Origin of the sequence: Catenuloplanes nepalensis (genome assembly GCF_030811575.1) — a bacterium.
Taxonomy (GTDB): domain Bacteria; phylum Actinomycetota; class Actinomycetes; order Mycobacteriales; family Micromonosporaceae; genus Catenuloplanes; species Catenuloplanes nepalensis.
In genome coordinates this window covers 4175697-4190692 of sequence record NZ_JAUSRA010000001.1, presented here as the reverse complement: position 1 = coordinate 4190692, position 14996 = coordinate 4175697, and the positions used below count along the sequence as shown (strand labels likewise).

The 14996-nt window shown below is 71.1% G+C and carries 17 protein-coding genes; 13 read left to right on the top strand and 4 right to left on the bottom strand.

The window, feature by feature from the left end; translation table 11 throughout:
* Window positions 1-15: 15 nt before the first annotated feature.
* Together J2S43_RS17875 and J2S43_RS17870 are read right to left on the bottom strand one after the other, a co-directional pair.
* Window positions 16-783 carry a hypothetical protein gene (locus J2S43_RS17875; protein WP_306830614.1) on the bottom strand — a complete coding sequence of 256 codons (768 nt, stop codon included), beginning with the start codon at window positions 781-783 and terminating at the stop codon, window positions 16-18.
* Window positions 780-1124: a PadR family transcriptional regulator gene (locus J2S43_RS17870; RefSeq protein ID WP_306830612.1), complete on the bottom strand. Its 345-nt coding sequence runs from the start codon at window positions 1122-1124 to the stop codon at window positions 780-782. Before J2S43_RS17870 ends, J2S43_RS17875 begins: the two co-directional genes overlap by 4 nt.
* Window positions 1125-1251: 127 nt before the next feature.
* Here J2S43_RS17870 and J2S43_RS17865 point away from each other — a divergent pair, with 127 nt between their 5' ends.
* The 9 genes from J2S43_RS17865 to J2S43_RS17825 all read left to right on the top strand — a co-directional run bounded on the left by J2S43_RS17865 (window position 1252) and on the right by J2S43_RS17825 (window position 9382).
* Window positions 1252-3714: an alpha-L-arabinofuranosidase family protein gene (locus J2S43_RS17865; RefSeq protein ID WP_306830610.1), complete on the top strand. Its 2463-nt coding sequence runs from the start codon at window positions 1252-1254 to the stop codon at window positions 3712-3714.
* An 11-nt stretch (window positions 3715-3725) separates the two neighbouring features.
* Window positions 3726-5138 (top strand): glycoside hydrolase family 43 protein, encoded by a 1413-nt coding sequence (locus J2S43_RS17860; protein ID WP_306830608.1) that lies wholly within the window; start codon window positions 3726-3728, stop codon window positions 5136-5138.
* Window positions 5139-5215: 77 nt separating this feature from the next.
* The gene (locus J2S43_RS17855; protein WP_306830606.1) at window positions 5216-5713 is read left to right on the top strand and encodes an SRPBCC domain-containing protein; all 498 of its coding nucleotides are present in this window, start codon (window positions 5216-5218) and stop codon (window positions 5711-5713) included.
* On the top strand, window positions 5610-6098 hold the full coding sequence (locus J2S43_RS17850; protein WP_306830604.1) for a Fic family protein: 489 nt from the start codon (window positions 5610-5612) through the stop codon (window positions 6096-6098). Before J2S43_RS17855 ends, J2S43_RS17850 begins: the two co-directional genes overlap by 104 nt.
* A gap of 27 nt (window positions 6099-6125) precedes the next feature.
* Window positions 6126-6536, top strand: a complete 411-nt coding sequence (locus J2S43_RS17845) for a rhodanese-like domain-containing protein (RefSeq protein ID WP_306830602.1) — start codon at window positions 6126-6128, stop codon at window positions 6534-6536.
* Window positions 6537-6564: 28 nt separating this feature from the next.
* The gene (locus J2S43_RS17840) at window positions 6565-7323 is read left to right on the top strand and encodes an alpha/beta hydrolase (RefSeq protein WP_306830600.1); all 759 of its coding nucleotides are present in this window, start codon (window positions 6565-6567) and stop codon (window positions 7321-7323) included.
* A gap of 201 nt (window positions 7324-7524) precedes the next feature.
* Window positions 7525-8148, top strand: a complete 624-nt coding sequence (locus J2S43_RS17835) for a GntR family transcriptional regulator (RefSeq protein WP_306830597.1) — start codon at window positions 7525-7527, stop codon at window positions 8146-8148.
* Window positions 8149-8171: 23 nt separating this feature from the next.
* Window positions 8172-8648 carry a hypothetical protein gene (locus J2S43_RS17830; RefSeq protein ID WP_306830595.1) on the top strand — a complete coding sequence of 159 codons (477 nt, stop codon included), beginning with the start codon at window positions 8172-8174 and terminating at the stop codon, window positions 8646-8648.
* Between the two features lie 545 nt (window positions 8649-9193).
* Window positions 9194-9382, top strand: coding sequence for a hypothetical protein (locus J2S43_RS17825; protein ID WP_306830593.1), 189 nt, complete (start codon window positions 9194-9196; stop codon window positions 9380-9382).
* Between the two features lie 143 nt (window positions 9383-9525).
* On the opposite strand, the gene J2S43_RS17820 is transcribed toward J2S43_RS17825, so the two are convergent.
* On the bottom strand, window positions 9526-10296 hold the full coding sequence (locus J2S43_RS17820; RefSeq protein ID WP_306830591.1) for a DUF4142 domain-containing protein: 771 nt from the start codon (window positions 10294-10296) through the stop codon (window positions 9526-9528).
* A gap of 116 nt (window positions 10297-10412) precedes the next feature.
* Window positions 10413-10796 carry a VOC family protein gene (locus tag J2S43_RS17815; RefSeq protein ID WP_306830589.1) on the bottom strand — a complete coding sequence of 128 codons (384 nt, stop codon included), beginning with the start codon at window positions 10794-10796 and terminating at the stop codon, window positions 10413-10415.
* 17 nt (window positions 10797-10813) lie between these two features.
* On the opposite strand from J2S43_RS17815, the gene J2S43_RS17810 reads away from it, so the two are divergent.
* The 4 genes from J2S43_RS17810 (at window position 10814) to J2S43_RS17795 (ending at window position 14989) form a co-directional block, all read left to right on the top strand.
* A complete protein-coding gene (locus tag J2S43_RS17810; protein ID WP_306830587.1) occupies window positions 10814-11722 on the top strand; it encodes an NADP-dependent oxidoreductase in 909 nt (302 codons plus the stop codon).
* 51 nt (window positions 11723-11773) lie between these two features.
* Window positions 11774-13165, top strand: coding sequence for an SDR family NAD(P)-dependent oxidoreductase (locus J2S43_RS17805; protein WP_306830585.1), 1392 nt, complete (start codon window positions 11774-11776; stop codon window positions 13163-13165).
* A 79-nt stretch (window positions 13166-13244) separates the two neighbouring features.
* A complete protein-coding gene (locus J2S43_RS17800; RefSeq protein WP_306830583.1) occupies window positions 13245-14072 on the top strand; it encodes an MEDS domain-containing protein in 828 nt (275 codons plus the stop codon).
* Window positions 14069-14989, top strand: coding sequence for an anti-sigma factor RsbA family regulatory protein (locus J2S43_RS17795; protein ID WP_306830581.1), 921 nt, complete (start codon window positions 14069-14071; stop codon window positions 14987-14989). Before J2S43_RS17800 ends, J2S43_RS17795 begins: the two co-directional genes overlap by 4 nt.
* The last annotated feature ends 7 nt before the right edge of the window (window positions 14990-14996 follow it).

Here is a 14996-nt window from a genome sequence, read left to right as displayed (position 1 = left end):
GAGACGCACGGGTTCTCACGAGGTGCCGCGTCCCGGCGCGACCAGCAGCCGGAGGCCGGTCCAGACGCTCCACACCAGATAGGCCGGGACCAGCACGGCGAGGCCCAGGATCGCCAGGCCCTGCATCGACGGCGGCAGCCCGCCCCGGCTCAGGCCCACGCCGAAGCAGAACAGCACGAGCGTGAGGCCGATGCCGGCGAGCAGCCCGGCGGCGCTCAGCGTGGCCGGTGTGCGGCGGGTGCGCAGGTCGGCGACGGTCGTGCCGATCAGCCAGCCCGCCGGTGCCAGTGCGCACAGCACGGCGGCGGCGATCAGCGTGCCGAAGAGCAGCCCGGCGGCACCGGCGGCGCTGGCGAGCGCGATCAGGATCGCCGCGAACACCGCGCCGAAGCCGCAGCCCACGATGGTCAGCGCGGTCCGCAGCGGGCGGCGCGGGCCGGCGGTAGCACGCATCACCACGGCGGGTGCGAGGCCGAGCGGTGCCAGCAGGAACAGCGCCTCCGCGTTGTCCTCGCCGATCACCGTGGCCAGCAGCGGGGCGCCGACGATCAGCGCGGTGGTGCCGAGCATGGCCAGCCCGGCCAGGATCGGGACGGAACGCCGCCCGGGGCGGGCGGACAGCGAACGGCGCAGTGCCGGCAGCTTCACCAGGATGTCCGCCGCGTACCACCAGCGGCGGACGCCGTGCACGTCGGCGAGCAGGCCGAGCGTCTCCTCGCGCCAGCGGTCGCGGTGGCCGGGCGGCAGCAGCCGGGCACCGGCCCGGATCAGGGCGTCGATCATCGGGTGAGACCTCCGAGCGGCGGGTGCGGGAACGGGACGGCGGGACGGCGGTGTGCCGCGCGGCGGCGCTCGGACTCGGCCATCAGCGCCCGGGCGGACTCGATGCTGCCCGGGGTCAGCCGGTAGTAGCGGCGGCGTGGCCGGCCCTCGGCGTGCTCGCCCTCCTCCCAGCGGCTGGTGACCCAGTCGGCGCCTTCGAGGCGGGCGAGGATCGGATAGATCGTGCCGGGCGGCAGGCCGGTGGCGTCGACGATCTGCAACCCGTACAGCTCGGCGGCGGGGTCGGCGAGCAGTGTCTGAAGGACGAGCCGGGTCTGCAGGGTGGCTCGGAACGGCGGCATGTCTCGTACTCTATATAGGGTGTCGACCGCCGTTTCGGGCGATCGCCCAGACGTTGACGAATGGAGATGTGTCGTTAACACTGTGGGCGCTGTGTTAGCGCTCACATGACCCCCGGGAGTCCATGCAATGTCCCGACGACGCATCCTCACCAGGGCCGGAGCGGCCCTGCTCATCGGCACCGCGCTGCTGTCCGTGCCCGGCACCTCCGTGGCCGCGCCGGAGTACACGATCACGCTCGACCCCGCCGCCACCGGCGTGGAGATCCCCGACTCGATGTACGGCGTGTTCTTCGAGGACATCAACTACGCGGCGGACGGCGGGCTCTACGCCGAGCTGGTCCGGAACCGGTCGTTCGAGTTCCTGCCGGTCGACAACGCGTCGTTCACCGGCCTGACCGCCTGGACGACCACCGGCACCACCGCGAACGACGACGGCCGCCTCAACGAGCGCAACCGCACCTACCTGCGGCTCGCCGGCGGGCAGTCGCTGACGAACGCCGGCTTCAACAGCGGTATCGCGCTGACGAGGGGCGCGGCCTACGACTTCTCGATCTGGGCGGCCGGTGCCGCGCCGCTGACCGTCACGCTGCACGACGCGGCCGGTCAGGCGCTCGCGGCGCCACTGACGATCACCACGCGCGGTGACGGCTGGGCGAAGTACAGGGGCGTATTCACGGCGAACCGGACCACGGACGTGGGGCGCCTCACGGTGCAGGCCGGGGGCGCTCTCCGGCTGGACGAGGTCTCGCTGTTCCCGCGTGAAACGTTCAAGAACCGGCCGAACGGGCTGCGCAGGGACCTCGCGGAGAAGGTGGCGGCGCTCGACCCGGGCTTCGTGCGCTTCCCCGGCGGGTGCCTGGTCAACACCGGCAGCCACTACGGGTACGACGCGGCCTCCAACTATGAGCGGGCCCGGTCGTACCAGTGGAAGGACACGGTCGGGCCGGTCGAGGAGCGGGCGACGAACAAGAACTTCTGGGGCTACAACCAGTCGTACGGGCTGGGCTACTACGAGTACTTCCAGTTCTCCGAGGACATCGGTGCGATGCCGCTGCCGGTGGTGCCCGCGCTGGTCACCGGCTGCGGGCAGAACCGGGCCACGGACGACGAGGCGCTGCTGCAACGGCACGTCCAGGACACGCTCGACCTGATCGAGTTCGCCAACGGGCCGGTCACGTCGACGTGGGGGAAGCTGCGCGCCTCCATGGGGCATCCGAAACCGTTCGGCCTGACGCACGTCGCGGTCGGCAACGAGGAGAACCTGCCGGACGCCTATTTCGAACGGTTCACGAAGTTCCGGGCCGCGATCGAGGCCGCGCACCCGGGCATCGTCGTGGTCGGCAACAGCGGGCCGGACGACACCGGGGCCACGTTCGACCGGCTGTGGGAGCTCAACAGGGCCGCCGGCACCGAGATGATCGACGAGCACTACTACAACAGCCCGGCCTGGTTCCTGTCCCACAACGACCGCTACGACGGCTACGACCGCAACGGGCCGGACGTGTTCCTCGGTGAGTACGCGTCGCTGGACAACAAGCTGTTCAACTCGCTGGCCGAGGCCGCCTACATGACCGGCCTGGAACGTAACGCGGACGTGGTGAAGATGGCCTCCTACGCGCCGCTGCTGGCCAACATCGACCACGTGCAGTGGCGGCCGGACCTGATCTGGTTCGACAACGACGAGTCGTGGGGCTCGACCAGCTACCAGGTGCAGAAGCTGTTCATGAACAACGTGGGGGACCGGACCGTACCCTCGTCGCTGGCCGGTCCCGGTCTTGAACCGCAGCCGATCACCGGCGGGGTCGGGCTGTCCACCTGGGCGACCGCGGCCCGGTACGACGACGTGCGGGTCACCACGCCCGGCGGCGAGGTGCTGTTCGCGGACGACTTCTCCACCGGTGCGGACGCCTGGTCGCCGTTCACCGGGCGCGGCGCCTGGTCCGTCGTGGACGGTGCCTACGTCCAGTCGGACACCGCGGCGCAGGACACCATGGTGCGCGGCGGGGAGATCGGCGCGACCGAGTACGACTACTCGGTCAAGGCCACGAAGATCTCCGGCGCGGAGGGCTTCCTGATCGGGTTCGGGCTCAAGGACACCGGTGCGTTCTACTGGTGGAACCTGGGCGGCTGGAACAACACGCAGGGCGGCGTGGAGAAGGGCGTCGGCGGCGCGAAGGAGCAGATCCTGGTCAAGCCGAGCACGGTCGAGACCGGCCGCACCTACGACCTCACCATCCAGGTCCGCGGCACGTCCGTGAAGCTGCTGCTGGACGGCGTGGAGTGGGCCAGCTTCACGGACGACCAGGTGACCGCGCCGGTCGCGCAGGTCGTCACGCGCGACGGCGACGACCTGCTGGTCAAGGTGGTCAACGCACAGAACGACGCCGCGGTCACCCGGATCGATCTGGGCGGCCTTCGCGTTCGTGACCGGGCGCGGATGACCGTGATCACCGGCGATCCGGGGGAGCAGAACACGCGCTCGGCCGAGCCGATTCAGCCGGTTGTCAGCACCGTAACCGGCATCTCGTCCGACTTCACGCGGACATTTCCCGCGAATTCCGTGACGTTCCTGCGTCTGAAGATCAAGTGAGAGGGCCGCAGATGACCAGCCGACGCAACCTGTTGCTGGGCGTGGCCGGGGCCGGGATGCTCGGTGGCCTCAGCGCCGCCGGACCCGCGACCGCCCGGGACGATCGCACCGACGCGGAGATCTACGGCGTACCCACGCTGGATCCCCTGATCTCGCAACGGGCCGATCCGTTCATCACGCCTCGCACCGCGGGGAAGTACTACTTCACCGGATCCGTCCCGGAGTACGACCGGCTGGTCGTGCGCGGCGCGACCACGATCGCGGGGCTGGCCACCGCGACCGAGTCCGTGGTCTGGCGCCGGCCCGCGACCGGCCCGATGGGCGGCCACATCTGGGCGCCCGAACTGCACCGCATCGACGGCCGGTGGTACATCTACTTCGCGGCCGGCGACTCCGACGACGTCTTCCGGATCCGCACCTATGTCTTGGAGTCCCCGCTCGCCGACCCGGCCGATCCGGCCGGCTGGACGCTGCGCGGGCGGCTCGCCACCGAATGGGACGGCTTCACGCTGGACGCCACCACGTTCGCGCACCGGGGCCGCCGATACCTGGTGTGGGCGCAGTCCGAGCCGGAGATCGCGGTCAACTCCAGCCTCTACATCGCGCCGATGGCCAACCCGTGGACGCTCGGCGGCAAACCCACCCGGATCGCCACCCCCACCCGGGACTGGGAGATCCAGGGCTTCCGCGTCAACGAAGGGCCGGCCGTGCTGATCCGCAACGGCCGGGTCTTCGTCACGTTCTCCGCCAGCGCCACCGACGCCCGCTACGCGATGGGCCTGCTCACCGCGTCCGCGTCCGCTGATCTGATGCAGCGCGCGTCCTGGACGAAGACCCCGCAGCCGGTCTTCACGACCAACGAACAGACGCGGCGGTACGGGCCGGGGCACAACTCGTTCACCGTGGCCGAGGACGGCGTCACCGACGTGCTCGTCTACCACGCCCGCGACTACCGGGACATCGTCGGCGATCCACTCTACGACCCGAACCGCCACACCCGCGTGCAGAAACTCTACTGGCACGCGGACGGCACGCCGATGTTCGGCATCCCGGTCGGCTCCGGCGGCCCGATCGTGCGCATCTCCCCGTCCGACGCGCGCGGCGCGTTCATCCGGCACGACCCCGCGACCGGCGCGGTCACGGTGCCGGTCGCGCCGCGGGACCTGGAGCACACCCAGTTCCGCTCCCTGCCCGGCACCGGCGGCGCCGAGATGATCCAGTCGGTCAGCCACCCCGACCGGCACGTCCGCGTCACCGCCGGCACGGTCACGGTGACGACCGGCGACCCGTCCGTCTTCCGCCGCACGCGGCGCCCCGGCGGCGGCATCACCTTCCAGCTCGCCGCCGACCCGGCCGTGTATCTGCGGCACGAGCGGGGCACGCTGGTCGCGGGCGACCGGCCCGGCACGTTCACGCTGAGCTGACCGCACACGACGGGGACCGGCTCCGGCCGGTCCCCGGTCGTCAGTGGCTGGACGCGGCGGCACCGTACGATTTCCGGGTGACCGACGATTCGATTGCGCCCGATCTTGACGTCACGAGAGTGATGGCCGCGTCATCTGAGCAGATCTGGGCGGCTTGGATCGACCCGGCTGCGATCGCCCGCTGGTGGGGACCCGACGGGTTCACCAGCGCGGTGCGCGAACTTGATGTCCGCGACGGTGGTCGATTCGACGTCATGATGCAGGGCCCTGACGGATCCACGTTCGAAAATCTGTACCTGTTCGACAACGTTGAAGCAGGTGAGCGGATTACATACGTCCATCAGGGATCGCAGGAGTATGGCTTGGCCCCTTCTCGTTCGGTGGTAACGATCGAGGAGGTGGACGCAGGGGTGCGAACTCTCGTGACTCTACGGTCTTTCTACGCTTCAGAATCCGACCGGAATAGGCATCTTGTGGACTTCCAGGCAGTCGCCGGAGCGAAACAGCTCCTCGAACGACTCGAAGAGGTGGCCGTACGCGGCGCGGGCACGGTGTCCTCCATGTCTGAAGGCTAGTAAGGTCCTGACGGCAAGTCAGCGTCATCGAACGTGGCGGATCGCCCAAGTCCCCGATCCGCCGTTCACTGTGCGGCACCGGAGCCGGTTCGCCAGCTGCCTGGCCGAGGCGACCGATCCGGGCGTCCCGCTCGCCTCCCGGGCCGCTCGCGTGTATCTGGACACCGCCTTCGTGCATCCGTTCCCGGACGGCAACGCCCGCGCTGCCATGCTCTGCCTCTACTTCGTCCTGCGCAGGGCCCGGGTGACCATCGACGCCCCCGAGCCCGTGCTCAGCGTGGTCCGCCGCGCCGACGACCTGCCCGGCACGCTGGACCTGATCAAACTGATCGACGTCCTCATCGCCGCCACCCGCCGGCGCACCGGTGCGGCGGCGGGTGCCTGAGACCGCCGGCCGGGGCATGATCGAGGGATGACGATGATCGTTGGTGGGGTGGACGGGGTGCTGGCGCGGGCGCGTGACGGGGTGCGGCGGCTGGAGGGGCGGGAGGTGCGGCGGGCGGTGGAGGACGGCGCGCTGCTGATCGACACGCGGACGGATCGGCAGCGGGCGCGGCAGGGGGATCTGCCGGGGGCGATCGTCATCGACCGGACCGTGCTGGAGTGGCGGCTGGATCCGGCGTCGGAGCACCGGATCCCGGAGGCGACCGGCTACGACGTGCCGATCGTGGTGGTGTGCCGGCAGGGCTACAGTTCGAGTCTGGCGGCGGCGAGCCTGCGCGCGATCGGCCTGCACCGCGCCACCGATCTCGTGGGCGGCGTGGAGGCCTGGATCGAGGCGGGCCTGCCGACGGCGACCGGACCCGCTGACGTCCGCGAGTGACATGATCTTGTCCCACTAGGCTGCGCACATGAGCACCGGAGACAAACCGGAAGAGCAGGCCCCGCCGGTACGGAAGCGCCGCCGCGTCCTCCGGTGGACGCTCGGCGGGATCGCGGCCGTGCTGGTGCTGGTCGTCGTGGTGGCCGCCGTCCGCCTGGGCACGCCGCTGCGGGCCGACGAGGCCCGGTTCGCCGAGGTCGCGGCCGAGGTCGTGGATGCCGGCGACGGCCTGGTCATGCGGCCGGCCGCGGCGTCGACCGGCGACGGCATCGTGTTCATCCCGGGTGCGCGCGTCGAGGCAGAGGCGTACGCGTGGACGCTCGCATCACTGGTCGACGCGGGCACGACCGTGATCATCGTGCGCCCGACGTTCCGCTTCGCGATCCTGGACACGCGCGAGTTGAGCACGTTCACCGCGCTCGCGCCGGAGGTGACGCGCTGGGCCGTCGCCGGCCACTCGCTCGGCGGCGTCCGCGCCTGCGAATACGCCGCCGACGAGCCGAACCGGGTGACCGGCCTGCTGCTGCTCGGCTCCTACTGCAACGACGACATCTCCGGCTCGCCGATCCCGGTGCTCTCCGTCGGCGGCTCGCGCGACGGTCTCAGCACGCCCCAGGACATCCAGGACGCGGCCCACCTGCTGCCGGACGACGCGGACCTGGTCGAGATCGAGGGCATGAACCATTCCCAGTTCGGCGCGTACGGCGATCAGGACGGCGACGGCACCGCCACCATCGACGACGAGGCGGCCCGGGTCGCGCTCGCCGAGGCCGTGACGGGCCCTTGACCTCAACCCCGGTTCAGATCACATGCTCCTTCCGGCGGATGGCGCGAACCGGGGAGGCGCGGTGCGGGCGGCGTGACCGCGCTGCGCTGAGCCGACCCGGACAACCCGCGCGAGGGAGTGTTCCGGCGAGGTCGCGCGGCACCTTCCGTACCCTCGAATGATTGTGATTTTGATCGTCGGCGGTCGGGATAGGGTGACGGGATGACGGCGGCCGAGCGCGCGTATGCGTATATGAAGGAGCGCATCATCCGCGGCGAGCTGGCCGGTGGCGCGCGGCTCAGCGAAGGGCAGATCTGCGCTGAGCTGGAACTCAGCCGGACGCCCGTGCACGAGGCGTTTCTCCGCCTGGAGGCCGAACGGCTGCTGACCCTCTCCAGCCGCCAGGGCGCCGTGGTCACCGCGATCCCGCCCGGCGAGGCCCGCGACGTGCTCGAGATGCGCGCCGCCCTGGAACGCACCGCCGCCGCCCGCGTCGTCGCGGACCGGATCGACCCGGCGCGGATCACCGCCGCGCTGCGCACCCCGCTCGGCTACCAGCGCGAGGCGCTCGACTCCGACGACCTGAACGCCTACGTGGTCGCGGACTGCGACTTCCACGGCGCCGTGATCACGCTGTCCGGAAACCGGATCGCCGCCCACTTCTACGACCTGCTCCGCGACCGCCAGCTGCGCCTCTTCCACCAGGTCTTCACGGTCGGCGGCCTCAAACCCGACGAGGCCCTCGACGAACACGAGGACCTGGCCCGTCTGCTGGCCACCCACGACGCCGACGGCTACCTGTCGGTCCTGGACCGCCATCTGGCCCGCCACCAGGGCGTCCTCTGAGAGCCCAGTCACGGAGTAATCGGATGAACGGGTCCGCACGAATGACAGAAACAGAAGCCGTGGCGGTCCTTATGGCGCTCGGGGACCGCAGTTACCTGCCGGGCGTACGGATAGGCGTCGGTCTTCGATCCTTGGACGTGTCCATAAGGCGCGACGCGGTGCAGGAATTGCGCGACGAGCTGATTAGGTATGGCGAATGGCCATCGAGCCGATCGGCCGGCGACTACGACGGCCTGACGCTCAGCCAGCGCCTGAGGCGCTACAAGGATCTTGCGCGATTCGCGCGTCGGAACCTGTCCTTCCGGATGCCGGAGGAGTTGTTCGGCGACTGGTGGGCTGTGGGGGCGTATGAGATCCAGGACGGACGCTCCGGGCATGAAGCCGGTCGAATAGCGACCATGAGGATTATGTCGAATAGCGACCATGAGGATTATTCAGCGCCGCCCTCGTCAGACCGCGCGGCCTGCGGCAACGCGGTGCCGGTTCGCTGCGCTGAATAAGCCTCCATGAGGATTGTTCAGCAGCCATTCCGAAGAAATGAGGCCCAGCAGCGCAAGTGATCGTTTCCTCGAACGTCGGCTACGTCCGAGAAGGTCGAAAGCAACCTCGCACCCCCGGAGATCATGACGGCTCACGCCGCGCGTCGCCCTTACCGGCTGCTCCCGGCGCAAAGATCGATCCCGCATCGTGGAAGATCGGTTCCGATAGCCGGCCGATCTTCCGCATGACGGGAAACTGCCGCCAGAATGTGGAAATGCCGAGCGGGCTGCGGGCGCGACGCCCGAAATATCGTCGTAAATACACCCGGCTGTCGTCCTCGCATCTCACTAGTGATACATGGCGCACCGTATAAGTGCCTCATACGGTGCGCCATGTATCACTAGTCGTTTTCGCGCGATCAATCTCGCAGTCGGGAAGCGCTGAGGGCTATTCAGCGCGTTGCGCGCCGACAGCGCTGGCCTGCGGCGACGCGGCGTCGGCTCGCCCCGCTGAATAAGCCTCATGGCGTCTACCCGATCCGACGGGGGGCGTGGTTTCCGATTGGGTGATCAGACCCTCCGTTTACGCCGGACGCGCCGATGCCGACCGCCGGGCCGCATACGAGCATCTCCTCGGTTTCGGCGTTCCGATGGTCACGGGCACCCGGCATCTCTACGTCGCGGGCGACATCGCTCGCTTGGTGGCCGACTGCTCGATACGCGGCACGGCCCGCCAGGGCTACCGCTCGACCTGAACGGCGTCGCCGCGGATGTCCTCCGCCGGGAACCGACGGATGCTGGCGCTGTCTCATCAACAACCCGTTCGGCACCGCCTAGGCGGGAGGCGCGCCACGCCAGTGCTGCGGCGTCAGCAGTGGCGCGGCGCGCTGCGAGTTGGTCAGAAGCGGGAGCGGCGGCGGGAGGAGCGGGATGGGGTGCCGAAGGTGCGCCAGGCCAGGAAGAGGCCGCCGGCCAGGACGATGGCGACCAGGCCGAGGATGAGGTTGCGGTTGGTCTGGATGGCCTGGGTTTCGGCGACCTCGTTGAGTGCCCGCGTGCCCGCCTTCGTGGCCGACGGCGCGGCGGACGGGTTCGGGGCGGTCGGCAGGGCCTCGAAGTCGACCAGGTCGCTCGACTCCAGCAGCGTCAGGTGGGTGGCGACGAACTGGTTGGCCTGCTGGGCCAGCCGGCGGACGGTGTCGTTGCGGGTGCTGGCCCGGATCGTGGCGATCGCCGGGAAGATCTTGCCGTGGGCCGCGCGGAGACGGTCGACGTAGATCTGGTCGAACTCCTCGCCCTCGGCCTCCTCCATCTCGTCCAGCCAGCCCTGCTGGTCCTTGTTCGGCTTGTTCGGCAGCTTGATGTCGAGCTTCTCGGCGGCGTCCCGGGCGAGCTGGTCCAGCACCGCGTGCTGCTCGGCGATGTCCTTGCCGATCTCCTGGATCCGCGGGTTCTCCGACTTCTCCTGCGCCATCTCGCCGGCCGGGATCTCCCACAGCCCGGCCAGCCGCACCTTCACGACCAGGTCGATGTCCGCGTCGGTGACCTCACCGGTGGCGGTGTCCGGGATGAGTTCGCCGGGCGGCACCGGGACGCCCGGCTCGGCGGCCTGGGCCGTGGCCGACTGCGTGAGCACCAGCCCGGCCGACACGATCAACGGGCCCCACATACGCCGCCACGACAACACGGATCCTCCTCGGCACACCGACACACCACCGACACAGCCTGGTGGCGATGAGTACGCACAGGAGGCCCACAGGGATCAAGTTCGCGCGAAAAAAGGTCTTACCCCGGCAGAGCGGCGCCGCGAAGGATGCAGAACTCGTTGCCCTCCGGGTCGGCGAGCACCACCCAGCCGGTCCCGTCCGGGTTGCGGCGGTCCGCGACCACGGTAGCGCCGAGGCCGGTCAGCCGGGTCAGTTCCTCGTCGCGGGTGCCGGTCGTGGGGCGCAGGTCGAGGTGGATCCGGTTCTTGAGCTGTTTGGCGTCCGGCACCTCGATGAACAGCAGCCGGTGACCGCCGTCGGCGGAGAAGATCATGCATTCCTCGGCGCCCGGGTCGTTCGGGTCTTCCGGGTCCTCGCGGTAGTCGAGGACGGCCTGCCACCAGCGAGAGAGCGCGCAGGCGTCGAGGTAGTCCACCGTGGTGTGCGACACATAGGAGGTCATGACAGTAGTGTCGGCGCGTGCGGAAGATCGTGCAGCGAGTTCTCGGCGGGCCGGACGTCCTGGAGTGGGTCGAGGCGGACCGGCCGGAGCCGGGGCCGGCGGAGATCCTGGTCGAGGTGCGCGCGGCCGGCGTCAACCCGGTCGACTGGAAGGTGCGGGCCGGCGGCGGCTATCTGGGCGCGCCGCCGTTCACGGTGGGCTGGGAGGCGGCCGGCGTGGTCGCGGCGGTCGGCGCGGGCGTCACCCGTTTCGTACCCGGTGATGAGGTTTTCGGCCTTTTTCGTTTTCCGCGCGAAGCGTCCGCGTACGCGGAGTACGTCACCGGCCCGGCCCGGCACTTCGCGCACCGCCCGCGATCGATGACCATGGCGCAGGCGGGCGGGCTGGCACTGGCCGGGCTGACCGCGTGGCAGCTGCTGGCCGAGACCGCGAACGTGCGGGCCGGCCAGCGCGTGCTCATCCCGGCCGCGGCCGGCGGTTTCGGTCACCTGGCCGTGCAGATCGCCAAGGCCCGCGGCGCGCACGTGATCGGGACATCAACGGCGGAGAAGCACGCGCTGGTACGGGAGTTCGGCGCCGACGAGGTGATCGACTACCGCGACACGGACGTCGGAGACGCGGTGCGCGACGTCGACCTGGCGATCGGCGTCGTGGCCGGCCAGGTGTCGTCGCTGGTCAGGACGCTGCGGCCGGACGGCATGCTGATCACGCTGAACGGCGCGGACACCGCGGAGTCGGTCGCGGCGGGCGGCCGTTTCCTGCTGGCCGAGCCGGACCGGGCCGGCCTGGAGGAGCTGACGAGATTGGTGGATGACGGGCGGCTGCGGGTGCACGTCGACCGGGCGCTGCCGCTGTCGCGGGCCGCGGAGGCGCACCGGGCCGGGGAGGCCGGCCGTACCGTGGGGAAGATCGTCCTGACTGCGTGAGGCGTCACTGGATTGGGGGCCGGGCGGGTCCGGCCAGTACAGTTCCCGGACGTGAGTGGAGCAGGTCTGGACCCGGAACGGCTGGCAGTCTGCCTGGAGGTCCTCGCGGAGGCCGAGGCGCTGCCGCCGGAGCACCCGGACGCGGTCGCGGTGCGGCGGGCGACCGCCGGGCTGTTCAAGACGGTCAAGCTGGCGCGGCGCAAGGAGCGGCGGGACGCGGTGCTGGCCGCGGACAAGGCGGTGACCGAGGCGACCGCGACCGGCGCGCCGGGCCGGATCGACGACGAGACCGCCGGGCTGCCGCTGCAGAGCAGGACGCGGGGGCGCAGCGCGGGCGTACTGCAGCAGCCGCGCGGCTGCTACGTCTGCAAGCAGCGCTACACGCAGGTCGACTCGTGGTACCACCAGCTCTGCCCGCGATGCGCGGAGCTGAACCACAGCCGCCGGGACGCGCGCACGGACCTGACCGGCCGGAACGCGCTGCTCACCGGCGGTCGCGCCAAGATCGGGATGTACATCGCGCTGCGCCTGCTGCGGGACGGCGCGCACACCACGATCACCACCCGGTTCCCGCACGACGCGGTGCGCCGCTTCGCCGCGATGCCGGACAGCGCGGACTGGCTGCACCGGCTGCGCATCGTCGGCATCGACCTGCGGGACCCGGCCCAGGTGGTCGCGCTGGCCGACTCGGTCGCGGCCCGCGGCCCGCTGGACATCCTGATCAACAACGCGGCCCAGACGGTACGGCGTCCGCCCGGCAGCTACGCGGCGATCACCGCGGCGGAGGCGGAGCCGCTGCCCGCGGGCCCGCTGCCGGAGATGGAGTTCCTCGGCGGCCGGTCCCCGGCGGGCGAGCTGACCGGCGGCGTGCCGACCGTGAGCGCGCACAACGTGACCGCGCTCGCGCTGGCCGCCGGGTCCACGCTGATCGACGCGGGCGGTCTGGTGCCGGACACCGCGCCGACGAACAGCTGGAGCGACCGGGTGCACGAGGTGCCGGCGATGGAGCTGCTCGAGGTGCAGCTGTGCAACGTGACGGCGCCGTTCATCCTGGTCAGCCGCCTGCGAGAGGCGATGACCCGATCACCACGTCCGCGTCGGTACGTGGTGAACGTCTCCGCCATGGAGGGCGTCTTCACCCGCGGTTACAAGGGCGCCGGGCACCCGCACACGAACATGGCGAAGGCGTCGCTGAACATGCTGACCCGCACCAGCGCGGACGACCTGTTCGCCGACGGCATCCTGATGACCAGCGTCGACACCGGCTGGATCACGGACGAGCGACCGCACCCGACGAAGATGCGGCTGCACGAGGAGGGCTTCCACGCGCCGCTGGACCTGGTCGACGGCGCGGCCCGGGTCTACGACCCGATCGTGCGCGGCGAGCTGGGCGAGGACGTGTACGGGTGTTTCCTGAAGGACTACGCTCCGGCCGCATGGTAGTCCGGGTTCGCCGATGTTCTCATTCATCCGGCGTCCGGCGGCCGGCTCGGCTCGCATACTCGCAGGGGAGGTGACGGCGATGGTGGAGACGCTGCAACCTGGTGATCATGTGTGCTGGGCGATCGGCACCGACGACGAGCAGCTGCGCGTCACCGCGCGATACATCGCGGACGGCCTCGCCCGCCGTCACCGGATTGTGTACTTCACGCACAGCCTGTTGCCGCAGGCCGTGGCCGCCGGCCTGGACGCGCGCGGTGTGCCGGTCGCCGAGGCGGTCGCGGCCGGCCAGCTGCGGATCACGTCGTCGTCCGGCGGATACCTCGCCACCGGCCGGTTCGACGCGGCCGCGATGCCGGGCGCCTGGGCGGCCGAGCAGGAGGCGACCCGGGCCGCCGGCTGGGCCGGGCTGCGCGCGATCGGCGACATGGCGTGGGCCGCGTCCCGCCTGCCGGGGTCGGAGGACCTCGCCGGTTACGAGGCGCGCGTGAACCGCGTCTTCGCCGAGGGCTACGCGATGGCGCTCTGCCTCTACGACCGGCGCCTGTTCACGGCCGCGGAGCTCGCCCCGATCATAGCGGCGCACCCGTGCGCGAAGGGCCCGGCGACCGACGAGGCCGGCTGGGAGCCCGGCCTGCGCATGCGGTTCACGACCGCGCCGCCCCGGCTGACGCTGCGCGGCGAGATCGACGCGTCGAACCGGGACGCGGTCGCGGCGATGCTGGACACGCTGGCCGAAGAGGCCGCGGCGGCCGGCGGCACGGCCGAGGTCGACCTGTCCGAGGCCGCGGTCTACGACGTCGCCACGATTACCCGGCTGGTGCGGGACGGGCGGCGTACGTACCGCCTGATCGGCGAGTCGCCGCAGCTCACGAAGCTGATCGGCCTGCTGACCGGGGGCGCGGCGTGACCGGGCTGTGCCACGAGGCGCTCTTCTACGACAGCGACGTCGCCTACTGCGACGCGGTCCTGCCGTTCCTCCGGGACGGGCTCGCGAACGGGGACGCGCTGATCGCGGCCGTGCGCGCGGACAAGCTGGCGCTGCTGCGCGACGCGCTCGGCGCGGACGCCACGCACGTCACGTTCATCGACCGCGACGAGTGGTACCGGCGGCCCGCCGTCACCATCGTGGGCTGGCGTGACCAGCTGGCGCGCGCCCAGGACCGCGGGCACGGCCGGGCCAGGATCGTCGGCGAGGTCGGGTTCGGCGGCGTGGAGAGGCACCGCGCCTGGACCCGGTACGAGTCGGCGATCAACGCGCTGCTCGCGGACGCGCCCGCGTGGATCGTCTGCCCGTACGACGTCCGCGCGCTGCCCGGCCAGGTCCTCGCGGACGCGCGCCGCACCCACCCGTTGGTCCGCGACCCGGGCCGCCGGGACAGCCCCGGCTACCGCCCGCCCGCCACGCTGCTGCACGAACTGCCCGAGGACCTGCCGCCGGTCACCGGCGCACCCCTCGCCGACCTGATACTGCACGACGTCACCGAGCTCGGCGCGGTCCGCGGCACCGTGCGCGCGGCCGCGGCCGGCTGGCCGGCCGACCCGCTCGACGACCTGCTGCTGGTCACCACGGAGATCGCGGTCAACGGCCTACGGCACGGCAGCGGCGAACGCCGGCTCCGCGTCTGGCGCGCGGACGACACGGTCGTCTGCGAGATGTCCGACGACGGTCCCGGCCTCTCGGACCCGCTCGCCGGCTACGGGCCGCCGCCGGACGGCAGCCGCGGCGGCCGCGGTCTGTGGATCGTTCGCCAGCTCTGCGACGGGGTCGCCGTCACCACCGGCACCGGCGGCACCAGCGTCCGGGTCGCGATGACCGCGGGCTGAGGTCGCG

Coding starts and splice junctions, on each gene's coding strand:
- J2S43_RS17865 (WP_306830610.1), top strand. CDS start 1,252: ATGTCCCGACGACGCATCCTCACCAGGGCCGGAGCGGCCCTGCTCATC.
- J2S43_RS17860 (WP_306830608.1), top strand. CDS start 3,726: ATGACCAGCCGACGCAACCTGTTGCTGGGCGTGGCCGGGGCCGGGATG.
- J2S43_RS17870 (WP_306830612.1), bottom strand. CDS start 1,124: ATGCCGCCGTTCCGAGCCACCCTGCAGACCCGGCTCGTCCTTCAGACA.
- J2S43_RS17820 (WP_306830591.1), bottom strand. CDS start 10,296: ATGTGGGGCCCGTTGATCGTGTCGGCCGGGCTGGTGCTCACGCAGTCG.
- J2S43_RS17800 (WP_306830583.1), top strand. CDS start 13,245: ATGGTGGAGACGCTGCAACCTGGTGATCATGTGTGCTGGGCGATCGGC.
- J2S43_RS17840 (WP_306830600.1), top strand. CDS start 6,565: ATGAGCACCGGAGACAAACCGGAAGAGCAGGCCCCGCCGGTACGGAAG.
- J2S43_RS17815 (WP_306830589.1), bottom strand. CDS start 10,796: ATGACCTCCTATGTGTCGCACACCACGGTGGACTACCTCGACGCCTGC.
- J2S43_RS17830 (WP_306830595.1), top strand. CDS start 8,172: ATGAACGGGTCCGCACGAATGACAGAAACAGAAGCCGTGGCGGTCCTT.
- J2S43_RS17845 (WP_306830602.1), top strand. CDS start 6,126: ATGACGATGATCGTTGGTGGGGTGGACGGGGTGCTGGCGCGGGCGCGT.
- J2S43_RS17835 (WP_306830597.1), top strand. CDS start 7,525: ATGACGGCGGCCGAGCGCGCGTATGCGTATATGAAGGAGCGCATCATC.
- J2S43_RS17875 (WP_306830614.1), bottom strand. CDS start 783: ATGATCGACGCCCTGATCCGGGCCGGTGCCCGGCTGCTGCCGCCCGGC.